This window comes from Pseudescherichia vulneris (assembly GCF_902164725.1).
In the GTDB taxonomy this organism is placed as follows: Bacteria; Pseudomonadota; Gammaproteobacteria; order Enterobacterales; family Enterobacteriaceae; genus Pseudescherichia; species Pseudescherichia vulneris.
Genome location: NZ_LR607338.1, coordinates 2,439,711 through 2,450,910, shown reverse-complemented (window position 1 = coordinate 2,450,910; position 11,200 = coordinate 2,439,711). Strand labels below are relative to the sequence as shown.

Below are 11,200 nucleotides of genomic sequence, written 5' to 3'. Positions count from 1 at the left end.
TGCCAGCCATCATGAGATACCGATCCTAAATCAGCTAGTGTCTTTTAATTAGATAGGGTAATTTTTATGTACTTGTGAATTTTGCTCAGCAATAACGATGGATAAGAAGATGAATGACATCCAGGCCTTTCTGGCGGTGGCGAAAGAGAAGAGCTTTACCCGGGCGGCGGCACGCCTTCGCGTCAGCCCGTCGGCCCTAAGCCACACCTTAAAAAACCTTGAAGCGCGCCTGGGGGTAAGGCTGCTGACGCGAACCACCCGTAACGTTGCTCCCACCGAGGCGGGAGAGCGTCTGATGCAGTCGGTAGGCCCGCTGTTTGAACAGATCAACGCCGAAATTGATAAGATTGGCGAACTGCGGGACAAGCCTGCGGGGACGATCAGGATCACCTGCTCTGATGACGCCGCTGAACAACTTCTCCGCCCGGCATTGCCCGCGTTTTTCAAAGCGTACCCCGAGGTTAACGTCGAAATCGCCATCGATTACGGGTTTACCAATATTGTTGAGCAGCGCTTTGATGCCGGGATCCGGCTGGGTGAGTCTATCAGCCAGGATATGATCGCCGTCCGGCTCGGTCCCGACTGGCGTCTCTCGGTGGTTGCCGCCCCGGCCTATTTTGCCGAGCATCCCGTGCCCGTTCATCCGCAGGAGCTGACCCAGCATCAGTGTATTAATATCCGCCACTCCATCGGCGGGAGCGTATACGCCTGGGAGTTTGAGAAAGCGGGCCGCAGCATGAGCGTTAAGGTTAACGGTCAGCTAACGGTTAATAGCAATATCCATATTCTTAACGGTGCGCTGGATGGCATAGGCCTGGCCTGCCTGCCCGACTTTATGGCGAAGCCCTATATTGAAAGCGGGCAGCTACAGGAAGTTTTGGTCGACTGGTGCCCCTATTTTTCCGGATTTCACCTCTACTACCCTAACCGAAGCGACATGTCGCCCGCTTTTGCGGCCTTCGTGAACGCCGTGCGCTATACAGGAAAATAGACACGTTTAGGCCCGCTACTTCTGCTCTTTCAGCAGGGCCTCTACCTCTTTATCCGCCTTGATGTTGATGTCATGCTCGATCTTCACGTTCATATTGATGGTGATCGGCTCCTTTGGGGCCGCCACCTCGATGCGCGGCGTGCAGCCGCTCAGCGTTAGCAGAAGCAGCAGGCCAAAAGAGGCATTGAGGGTTCTCATTATTTTTCCTTACATCCCCGATCCTGTGAGCAGCCCGGCAGTGCCGCATGCTGTTCAAGCCATGTCTCTACATTGTCGCCGTAGCGCAGGCTGCGCCACAGGGTGAATACGTTTTCTTCATGATGGTAGTTGAGATCCACGGTGTTGCGCTTCCCCTCGACGTAGCTGGTGCCGTGCAGCGTGGCCTGAAGCGTCAGCGCCCCCTGATTGTCGAGATTGAGCCTGGTCCAGGAGCGCGAGATCTCCATATAACGCAGCCAGTTAATAGCCGCCCCCGCCGCGATATTCTTCTTCGCCAGCGCGTCGGCGGTGTCGTTATCAAGACGCAGCGTCAGCGCGGCGGGACTGTTAAGCCAGCCATCTTTAATAAGCCACTTCTCATGCTGAAGCCACAGCGGCAGCGCGCCGTTGATCGGCCCCGAGAGGGCAATCTGCTTCGGATGCAGGGCGGTGATCAGCTCGCTTGAGGAGATATGCTGCAGGCGCAGCAGGGCCGCATCGTGCTGGGGCATGCGCAGCTGCTGCATGGTCACTTTACCACCCAGCAGATCGACGCTGACGTCGCTGAGCAGGAGCGGATTATCCTCGCGCCAGGGATAGGCGCCCTGCAGATCGGCGGTGAAGTTACGGGCGGTAACCTGATTGACGATCTCAGCGATGCGCAGCGACACCGGCCCGCGGGTGCCAAACTGCCAGCCCGCTTCGCTAAAGCGGAAGGGTAAAATAAAATCGACGCCGTTGAATTTATTATCGGGGAGCCAGGCGCTGCCCTGACGGATCGCCCCGTGACCACCGGCTTCAAACCCCTGACCCGCCGCCGCCGAGAAGGCAATCTGGGCATACAGCTCGCCATCGCGCAGATCCATCTTCCAGTCAGGCGGCAGCAGCGGTTGAAAAACGCGCAATGGCTGGCGCGGCCACCAGGCCAGGCCGCGCAGGCGCTCGCCGTCCCAGCGTCCGTTAACCCGCACCGGGCCAATGGCTGCTGCATGGAGGTCGCCTTTAAACTGGAACCGGGTCGGATCGCTCCCCTCGACGCTGAACGTAAGCTTGGAGGGAGGTAACGCCCCGCCGCCGCTGAGAGAGGTCTCCTGCGCGTCCAGCGCCAGCGCGCCGCTAAAGTGCGGATGCTGCGGATCCCGTGACCAGCGGATCGGTGCGTCAAGCACCACTCTGGGCTGGCGCACCTGCACGCTGCCATACGCCAGTTTGTCAAAACCGGTAGAGAGATCCGTCAGGATAATCTCGCTGTCGCGCCACTCGCCCCGGCCCCTGACATCCCAGCGCGCCTGCATCGGAATAAAGTTGCCGTCTCCCCAGTAGGCCCACTGCCATAGCCCGTTGTCCGGCAGAAAATTCTGCGCCCTGCCGTCGAGATGCAGGACAAAATCCCCCAGCTGCGCCTCATGGGCCCGCAGAATGGCCTGGAGTCGGCCGTCCACGCCCTGACGGGTCAGCGTGACGCCCGCCAGCGGCCAGCGAATTTCATCGATATTCAGGGAGTCAATAACTCGCCCCCGGGAGCGCAGCAGCGCGCCAGGGGAGAAACGCAGCTGTGGCTCGGCCAGCGAGCCGGTTAGCTGGGCAGGCAGCACCGCGTAGAAAATGAGATCCCCCTGCTTCGCCTCGCCGGTAAGCTGGAGCGGCATGGTGCTCTCTGTGGTACTCAATCGCCCAGGCCCGAAGCTCAGCACCGCGTTGCCCTTGCCAGCCTGCCCCTGGGTTAACACGTTCAGCCGACCGCTCACCTCTGCTTTCTCCAGGCCCTGCTGCCAGTCTTTGACTTTCAGGGCAACGCGACCGCTCAGCGGGATGCCGTCCTGATAGGGCCACTGCCAGCGGCCATCGCTGATCGTTAGCTGCTGTCGAGTCATCTGCCACGGCAGATCGAGAAGCGAATCGGGGTTATCCCGTGCCATGACAATCAGCTGTCCGGCGTTGCCCCGCCACTCCAGCTCGGCATCGACACCAGACGGCACCTGCGGCAAGTTAAGCGTCGCGGTGGCGCGCCCGTCAACCGGCGCACCGGCAGGCAGGCGTGGCAGCGTAAACTCGCCCGAGAGCGCGATAGGAGGCTGATTATCAAGCAGGGAGAGCGCCAGCTCCTTGACGGTTAACGCCTGCCCGCGCAGGGTAGCATCAAGCGTAAGCCGGTCACCGTGATAGCGTACCTGTTGAACCTGTGGCGTTAATGAGAGGGATAGCGCCCCCTCCCATGCCTGAAAAGGTGACACTGTCACTCTGTCTATGTTTACCCATGCGTAGGGCAGCATGGATTGCCACTCGGCTAAGGTACGCGGCGCAGCGGTCGACGGTTCGGTTTCGGGAAGTTTTTCGAGGCAGGCTTGATTGAGATCGACTGCATCAATCTTCAGCTGCCAGCGGCTGGGATGGGTGATCTCTGCGTTTTGGATCCAGGCGAGCGGGCAATCGCCCACCAGATAACGCAGGTCAGGGATTTGCAGCGCATGACGGGTCAGACGCGGGCTGGCCTCCAGCATAATACGGGTGCCGGCCGGTAGCCAGATACCCGCCAGCCCCGGCAGCCACTGGGCGAGCGTAAGCAGCAGCGTCAACGGCAGCAGTATCAACAGCAGGAGAAGCGCAATAGCGGCTTTGTATTTACCCCTCATGGGCAAGTCAGCGTCCCGGAAAGTCATCCATACTGACGCTATTGTGCCACGTTAACCTGTTGATTACATACTACTGCCGCCTCTTACTTTTAGTGGTGGAGCATCTCGTCAACCACCTGCTCTTTGCTGAGCTGATACGGATAGTAGGTCGGCCAGTTATCCATCTCCTTCAGCAGCGCCTCCTGAGAGGTGTTGCCCATAAAGATATGGAAGTGCGCTGACTTGCGCGGGGCAATGGTGTGATCGCTGAACTGCACGAATTTCGGCGCGCTGCTGCTGGCATCCTTACACTCAAAAAGATAGCGCACGCCTTTTTTACCCGAAGCGTAGGTGAGGATCTTGTAGCCTGCCGATTCATACTTACAGCTGCTCACCTTGTCGCCGGTATGAAACTCCATTACGCCGTTCTCAATACCCAGCGTATCGACATCGGTAATATACCCCTTGCGGTAGTACGCTTTGATCTCCTCGGCAGTTTTACCCTGCTCTTTCTCAGCCTTCTTTTTGAAAACCGGATCGAGATCGCCGCTAAGAAGATAGGGATAGATAGATTGCCACATACCGTCCCAGTCGCTAAGGTCGCGCGCTTTGACATCTTTGTCATTGAACTCGCCCTCGGCGGCTTTTTGTTCCAGCGCCGTCAGCGGTTTGCCGTGCGCATGGTGGCCGTGCGCCAGCGCCTGCCCCACCATCAATAACGTTCCCAGAGCTACTGCAAATTTTCCAAAATGGTTAGCCAAAATGTCACCCTCAGTCCATATTAAGAGAGGTGATGTTATATTATAACATAGCCAACATCAATTCTTATGTTAAGCCCTCACGTAACTGGCTATAATTACTCCTAAATCACTGGAGAAAAGCTTATGAAACTCGCGGTATACAGCACCAAGCAGTACGATAAAAAGTACCTGCAGCAGGTTAACGAGAGCTATCAATACGACCTTGAATTCTTTGACTTTCTGTTAACGGAAAAAACGGCGAAAACCGCCCACGACTGCGACGGAGTATGCATTTTTGTTAACGATGACGGCAGCCGTCCGGTGCTGGAGGAGCTGAAAAAGCACGGGGTCAAATTTATCGCCCTGCGCTGCGCTGGCTTTAACAACGTCGACCTCGATGCGGCAAAAGAGCTGGGGCTGCGCGTGGTTCGCGTTCCGGCCTACTCTCCTGAAGCGGTCGCCGAACATGCCGTCGGCATGATGATGACCCTTAACCGCCGCATTCATCGCGCCTATCAGCGTACCCGCGACGCTAACTTCTCGCTGGAGGGGCTGACCGGCTTCACCATGCACGGTAAAACCGCCGGGGTGATCGGCACAGGGAAAATCGGCATTGCCGCCCTGCGTATTCTAAAAGGTTTTGGCATGCGCCTGCTGGCGTCCGATCCCTACCCGAGCGCGGCCGCGCTGGAGCTGGGCGTCGAGTATGTCGATCTGCCGACGCTGTTTGCCAACGCCGACGTTATCACCCTGCACTGCCCGCTGACGCCGGATAACTACCATCTTCTCAACCACGACTCTTTCGCGCAGATGAAGGATGGGGTGATGATCATCAACACCAGCCGTGGCGGCCTGGTTGACTCTCAGGCAGCTATTGAAGCGCTGAAGACGCAGAAGATTGGTGCGCTGGGCATGGACGTGTATGAGAACGAGCGCGATCTCTTCTTTGAAGATAAGTCGAACGACGTTATCCAGGATGATGTTTTCCGTCGCCTCTCTGCCTGCCATAACGTGCTGTTCACCGGCCACCAGGCATTTTTGACCGCCGAAGCGCTGATCAGCATCTCGCAAACCACCCTGGAAAACCTGCGTCAGCTGGAAAGCGGCGACCCTTGCCCTAACGAGCTGGTTTAAGCGTTAATAAAACATGCCTCCCTCCCTTCAGCGGAGGGAGTTTCAGACTATCCCGCAAGACTTCCCCCACCGTACTGATAAAATAGAATTTACCACGGAGGATCTTCAGGGAGTCGTTATGAAAAGAGTTATTGCCTTAACTGGCCTATGTGTTCTGCTGGCAGGCTGCGTGCGGGATGGAAAGGTTTCCGTGACCAGCGATCAGCTGATCGGCCATCGCTTTGTGCTGGAAAACGTGAACGGCAAGGCGATTACGCCTGGAGAGAATCCGCCCGAGCTACGCTTCGGTGAGAAAATGGCGATCTCAGGCAGCATGTGCAACCGCTTCTCTGGTAAGGGGAAACTCTCCAGCGGCGAGCTGACGGCAAAAGAGCTGGTGATGACCCGCATGGCCTGTATCGATCCGCAGCGTAGTGAGCTCGATAGCGTGATTGGCACCGTTCTTAAAGACGGCGCGCAGGTCGATCTTACCGACAGCCAGCTGACGCTGACTACAGCGGACAAAACGCTGATCTATAAGCTGGCTGACGCAGGACAGTAATCAGTAGCTGCCGCAGGTGCCTGTGGCAAGAGATTGTTCGCTACAGCGTTTACCGTTAGGCAGTGCACACATGCCCGTGGCGGAGCCATCCAGCTGACGGGCAATGGAGAGCGAACCACCAATCATCGCGCAGTTAGCTGCACCCGTACTGGACATCGCGGCCTTCAGACCCGGCGCGACGTGCGCCGCCGTGGCCTGCTGTACAGGCTCGCTGCTACATGCCGAAAGTAACCAGACAGCACACCCTACCCATAACGCTGTACGCATTTTTTCTCCCCTCTGAGTTAGCAAAACCTATGCATAATAGGCAGCGTTGCGCCTGACGTCGAGAGGAGGATGCGGGTTTTCTGTCCGGCATAGCGTTTTTTGTACTCTGCGCTATGCCACAGGCCTGGCGGCCTTCGTTACGCTAGGAGCGTAAATCCAGCGCTACGTGGGCAGCGGAGAGCGGGGCTGTAACGTTATTCAGCATAATCATGGAAGACTTACAAAAAATGCATTTTGCGCCGAAGGGATTGGCTTCGCTCACGTCAAAATGTGAAGTTCTGTATTGTGACCCATGACAGTGTGGGCATCGGAAATGAATGTGATTAGTAATAATAATATCCTTTTTTAAATAATTATTTTCAACGAGGGCTGCCGTTCAGGCCTGCCTTAACCCGCTGTTCCCATTAAGAAGTATAGCGGTCGTTGTGATATTTGCAGAAATAGTTGCAGAGAAGATGTAGAGACAGTGACTGGCTGAATAAATTTTTTATCAGCGGGAAAACATCTACAGGGAAATATCAGAAGATACAAACAGTGAGAAGGTTTCTTGGAGTACAAAGATAGTTTCAGTGCTACATCGTTATAGCCATTAACGCATGATTAACCGCACGATGCAAGGGGGAAAGTAAAATAGTTTCTCAGGGTGACGTTCTGTCAGTGCTACGTACGGGAAAATGCAGCGCGCCATTTTGCGATATCTTCACTTTTAGATCAAAAACCGCTCCGGGCTGCCTGTCTATACTGGAGTGAGAAGTGAACATTTACGCAATGAGAGCAAACCTATGATCACAGTTGATGGTAATGGCGCGGTCGCCTCGGTGGCGTTCCGAACCAGCGAAGTTATCGCCATATACCCGATTACCCCCAGCTCAACGATGGCCGAGCAGGCGGATGCCTGGGCTGGCAACGGGCTGAAAAACGTGTGGGGCGATACGCCGCGAGTGGTAGAGATGCAGTCCGAGGCCGGCGCGATTGCCGCCGTACACGGTGCGTTACAGACGGGGGCGCTCTCGACCTCCTTCACCTCGTCGCAGGGCCTGCTGCTGATGATCCCGACCCTCTACAAGCTGGCGGGTCAGCTGACACCCTTTGTCCTGCATGTTGCGGCCCGTACCGTGGCCACCCACGCACTCTCTATCTTTGGCGATCACTCCGACGTCATGGCCGTACGCCAGACCGGCTGCGCCATGCTCTGCGCAGGCAGCGTTCAGGAGGCGCAGGATTTTGCCCTGATCTCCCACATTGCTACCCTGAAAAGTCGGGTGCCCTTTATTCATTTCTTTGACGGTTTCCGCACCTCCCATGAGATCAACAAAATCGTCCCACTGGCTGACGAGACAATTCGTAGCCTGCTGCCTGGGGATGAGATCGCCGCCCATCGTGCTCGTGCCTTAAACCCGGACCACCCGGTGATCCGCGGTACCTCGGCTAACCCGGATACCTACTTCCAGTCTCGCGAGGCGACCAACCCGTGGTACAACGCGGTGTATGAGCACGTTGAACAGGCCATGGATGACTTCGCCGACGCTACCGGTCGCCGCTATCAGCCGTTTGAGTACTACGGCCATCCGCAGGCGGAACGAGTCATTGTGATTATGGGTTCTGCAATCGGCACCTGCGAAGAGGTGGTGGATGAGCTGCTGACCCGCCATGAGAAGGTCGGCGTACTAAAGGTGCGCCTCTATCGTCCCTTCTCGGCCCAGCATCTGCTGGCAGTGCTGCCCCAGAGCGCGCAGCGCATTGCCGTGCTGGATCGTACAAAAGAGCCAGGCGCGCAGGCGGAGCCGCTCTATCTCGATATCATGACCGCGCTGGCGGAAGCCTTTAACCAGGGCGAGCGCGATACCCTGCCGCGCGTCATCGGCGGGCGCTACGGCCTCTCCTCGAAAGAGTTTGGCCCGGAGTGCGTGCTGGCTATCTTCAACGAGCTGCGGGCAGAGAAGCCCAAGCCGCGCTTTACCGTCGGCATCTATGATGACGTGACCAACCTCTCCCTGCCAATGCCGGAGAACACCCTGCCCTCGGCCGCGAAGCTGGAGGCGCTCTTTTATGGTCTGGGCAGCGACGGCAGCGTCTCGGCGACCAAGAACAACATCAAAATTATCGGCAACGCCACGCCCTGGTATGCCCAAGGCTACTTCGTCTACGACTCGAAAAAAGCGGGCGGCCTGACGGTATCCCATCTGCGCGTTAGCGAGCAGCCGATTCGCTCTGCCTATCTGATCTCGCAGGCGGATTTTGTCGGCTGCCACCAGCTGCAGTTTATCGATAAGTACCAGATGGCCGAGCGCCTGAAGCCTGGCGGGATTTTCCTGCTCAACACGCCTTACAGCGCCGACGAGGTGTGGGCGCGGCTGCCGCAGGAGGTGCAGGCGGTACTCAACCAGAAGCAGGCCCGCTTCTATATTATCAACGCGGCGAAGATTGCCCGCGAATGCGGTCTGGCGGCACGCATCAACACCGTCATGCAGATGGCGTTCTTCCATCTGACGCAGATTTTGCCTGGCGACACCGCGCTGACCGCATTGCAGGGTGCAATAGCCAAAAGCTACAGCAGCAAAGGCCAGGAGCTGGTCGAGCGCAACTGGCAAGCGCTGGCCCTGGCCCGCGAATCCCTGTTTGAGGTTCCGCTGGAGCAGGTTAACGCCGCCAGCCCGTATCGCCCACCGGTGGTCAGTGACGCCGCGCCGGACTTTGTGAAAACCGTCACCGCCGCGATGCTGGCCGGGCTGGGCGATGCGCTACCAGTCTCCGCCCTGCCGCCGGACGGCACCTGGCCGCTGGGCACCACCCGCTGGGAAAAACGCAATATTGCCGAAGCGATCCCAATCTGGAAGCCGGAGATCTGCACCCAGTGCAACCACTGCGTGGCCGCCTGCCCGCACTCGGCGATCCGCGCAAAAGTGGTCGCCCCAGAGGCGCTGGAAAACGCCCCTGCCTCTTTACAGTCGCTGGATGTTAAATCCCGCGATATGCGCGGCCAGAAGTACGTTCTTCAGGTCGCGCCGGAGGACTGCACCGGCTGTAACCTCTGCGTCGAGGTGTGCCCGGCCAAAGATCGCCAGAACCCGGAGATTAAGGCCATCAATATGATGTCGCGCCTTGAGCACGTGGAGGAGGAAAAAGTTAACTACGACGCCTTCCTCGATCTGCCAGAGATTGACCGCAGCACGCTGGAGCGTATCGACATTCGCACCTCGCAGCTGCTTACCCCACTGTTTGAGTACTCCGGGGCCTGCTCCGGCTGCGGTGAAACGCCGTACATCAAACTGCTGACCCAGCTCTACGGCGACCGGATGCTGATTGCCAACGCCACCGGCTGCTCCTCGATCTACGGCGGCAACCTGCCCTCCACGCCCTACACCACCGATGCCAACGGGCGCGGTCCAGCGTGGGCTAACTCGCTGTTTGAGGACAACGCCGAGTTTGGGCTGGGCTTCCGCCTTACCGTCGATCAACACCGTCAGCGCGTGATGCGCCTGCTGGAGACCTTCTCCGAGGCGATCCCGGCCGAGCTTAACGCGGCGCTGCACGCGGAGGCGACGCCGGAGGTCCGTCGGGAACAGATTGCCGCTCTGCGCCAGCACCTGAGTGGCGTGGCGGGAGCCGAAGAGCTGCTGACGGATGCCGACGCGCTGGTGGAGAAATCCATCTGGCTGATCGGCGGCGACGGCTGGGCCTACGACATTGGTTTTGGCGGACTGGATCACGTTCTGAGCCTGACGGAGAACGTCAACATTCTGGTGCTGGATACCCAGTGCTACTCCAACACTGGCGGTCAGGCCTCGAAGGCGACGCCGCTGGGGGCAGTAACCAAGTTTGGCGAGCACGGCAAGCGCAAGGCGCGTAAGGATCTGGGCGTCAGCATGATGATGTACGGTCATGTCTACGTGGCGCAGATCTCGCTTGGCGCGCAGCTTAACCAGACGGTGAAAGCGATTCAGGAGGCGGAAGCCTATCCGGGGCCATCGTTGATTATTGCCTACAGCCCCTGCGAAGAGCATGGCTACGATCTGGCCCTCAGCCACGATCAGATGCGCCAGCTGACGGCAACCGGCTTCTGGCCGCTTTACCGTTTCGATCCGCGTCGTGCAGACGAGGGCAAGCTGCCGCTGGCGCTGGATTCCCGTCCGCCGTCAGATGCACTGGCCGATACGCTGCTGAAAGAGCAGCGCTTCCGTCGCCTCAATGCTCAGCAGCCGGAGGTGGCAGAGCAGCTGTGGAAAGATGCCACCGCCGATCTGCAAAAACGCTATGACTTCCTGGCCCAGCTGGCAGGAAAAGCAGAGAAGAACGCAGCGGAGTAACGCCCTGTTTTTGCCCGGCATTGCCGGGCAAAACGTGTAATACTCTCTCCTGTGCCAGCCTGCCCAGGAGTTCAGCCATGCGCCATCACCCCGTCGCCTCATCCCGCATCGCCTCCGTAGGCTATGATGAAGCCTCCTGCACGCTGGAGATTTTATTCCATGACCGGAGCTGCTATCAGTACCACGGCGTACCCCTGCGCATATTTACCGTGTTTTTGACCGTGGTGTCGAAAGGCCGCTTTTATGATGGCGTGGTGAAGGGGAAATATCCCGAGCGGAAGGTGTTTCGTTAAGCCTGGCCGATGTTCTGGCGTGGTCACTACTACTCAATGGTTACCGTAACGACATCGCTTGATACCGCGTTCCCGCCATTATCAACTATGTAGTACGATACCGAGTGCTGACCGATT

At 57.9% G+C, this 11,200-nt stretch carries 10 protein-coding genes; 5 read left to right on the top strand and 5 right to left on the bottom strand.

Features of this window, described 5'->3' with window-relative positions; genetic code table 11:
- The first annotated feature begins 109 nt into the window (after positions 1–109).
- A complete protein-coding gene (locus tag FN633_RS10485; protein WP_154057663.1) occupies positions 110–991 on the top strand; it encodes a LysR family transcriptional regulator in 882 nt (293 codons plus the stop codon).
- Positions 992–1,006: 15 nt separating this feature from the next.
- On the opposite strand, the gene FN633_RS10480 is transcribed toward FN633_RS10485, so the two are convergent.
- The 3 genes from FN633_RS10480 to zinT form a co-directional block, all read right to left on the bottom strand.
- Positions 1,007–1,189, bottom strand: a complete 183-nt coding sequence (locus FN633_RS10480) for a YnbE family lipoprotein (protein WP_154057662.1) — start codon at positions 1,187–1,189, stop codon at positions 1,007–1,009.
- The gene (locus tag FN633_RS10475) at positions 1,189–3,822 is read right to left on the bottom strand and encodes a YdbH family protein (protein ID WP_154057661.1); all 2,634 of its coding nucleotides are present in this window, start codon (positions 3,820–3,822) and stop codon (positions 1,189–1,191) included. The genes FN633_RS10480 and FN633_RS10475 overlap by 1 nt, the downstream gene beginning before the upstream one ends.
- An 89-nt stretch (positions 3,823–3,911) precedes the next feature.
- Entirely contained in the window at positions 3,912–4,562 is a 651-nt protein-coding gene (zinT, locus tag FN633_RS10470) for a metal-binding protein ZinT (RefSeq protein ID WP_154057660.1), read from the bottom strand.
- A gap of 123 nt (positions 4,563–4,685) precedes the next feature.
- Here zinT and FN633_RS10465 point away from each other — a divergent pair, with 123 nt between their 5' ends.
- Both FN633_RS10465 and hslJ read left to right on the top strand, forming a co-directional pair.
- Positions 4,686–5,675, top strand: coding sequence for a 2-hydroxyacid dehydrogenase (locus FN633_RS10465; RefSeq protein WP_154057659.1), 990 nt, complete (start codon positions 4,686–4,688; stop codon positions 5,673–5,675).
- A 118-nt stretch (positions 5,676–5,793) separates the two neighbouring features.
- Entirely contained in the window at positions 5,794–6,216 is a 423-nt protein-coding gene (gene hslJ / locus FN633_RS10460; RefSeq protein WP_154057658.1) for a heat shock protein HslJ, read from the top strand.
- Here hslJ and FN633_RS10455 read toward each other — a convergent pair whose 3' ends face one another.
- Together FN633_RS10455 and ymcF are read right to left on the bottom strand one after the other, a co-directional pair.
- Positions 6,217–6,483 (bottom strand): putative hemolysin, encoded by a 267-nt coding sequence (locus FN633_RS10455; protein WP_042390811.1) that lies wholly within the window; start codon positions 6,481–6,483, stop codon positions 6,217–6,219.
- A 142-nt stretch (positions 6,484–6,625) separates the two neighbouring features.
- Positions 6,626–6,814, bottom strand: coding sequence for a cold shock small protein YmcF (ymcF, locus tag FN633_RS10450; protein WP_154058903.1), 189 nt, complete (start codon positions 6,812–6,814; stop codon positions 6,626–6,628).
- 451 nt (positions 6,815–7,265) lie between these two features.
- On the opposite strand from ymcF, the gene nifJ reads away from it, so the two are divergent.
- Together nifJ and FN633_RS10440 are read left to right on the top strand one after the other, a co-directional pair.
- Positions 7,266–10,790, top strand: a complete 3,525-nt coding sequence (gene nifJ / locus FN633_RS10445; protein WP_154057657.1) for a pyruvate:ferredoxin (flavodoxin) oxidoreductase — start codon at positions 7,266–7,268, stop codon at positions 10,788–10,790.
- A 77-nt stretch (positions 10,791–10,867) separates the two neighbouring features.
- Entirely contained in the window at positions 10,868–11,083 is a 216-nt protein-coding gene (locus FN633_RS10440) for a KTSC domain-containing protein (RefSeq protein WP_154057656.1), read from the top strand.
- Positions 11,084–11,200 lie beyond the last annotated feature (117 nt).

What these genes read in the sequence shown, in the direction of transcription:
- FN633_RS10485 (WP_154057663.1), top strand. Translation starts at nt 110, where the DNA reads ATGAATGACATCCAGGCCTTTCTGGCGGTGGCGAAAGAGAAGAGCTTT.
- FN633_RS10440 (WP_154057656.1), top strand. Translation starts at nt 10,868, where the DNA reads ATGCGCCATCACCCCGTCGCCTCATCCCGCATCGCCTCCGTAGGCTAT.
- FN633_RS10475 (WP_154057661.1), bottom strand. Translation starts at nt 3,822, where the DNA reads ATGAGGGGTAAATACAAAGCCGCTATTGCGCTTCTCCTGCTGTTGATA.
- hslJ (WP_154057658.1), top strand. Translation starts at nt 5,794, where the DNA reads ATGAAAAGAGTTATTGCCTTAACTGGCCTATGTGTTCTGCTGGCAGGC.
- FN633_RS10465 (WP_154057659.1), top strand. Translation starts at nt 4,686, where the DNA reads ATGAAACTCGCGGTATACAGCACCAAGCAGTACGATAAAAAGTACCTG.
- FN633_RS10455 (WP_042390811.1), bottom strand. Translation starts at nt 6,483, where the DNA reads ATGCGTACAGCGTTATGGGTAGGGTGTGCTGTCTGGTTACTTTCGGCA.
- nifJ (WP_154057657.1), top strand. Translation starts at nt 7,266, where the DNA reads ATGATCACAGTTGATGGTAATGGCGCGGTCGCCTCGGTGGCGTTCCGA.
- FN633_RS10480 (WP_154057662.1), bottom strand. Translation starts at nt 1,189, where the DNA reads ATGAGAACCCTCAATGCCTCTTTTGGCCTGCTGCTTCTGCTAACGCTG.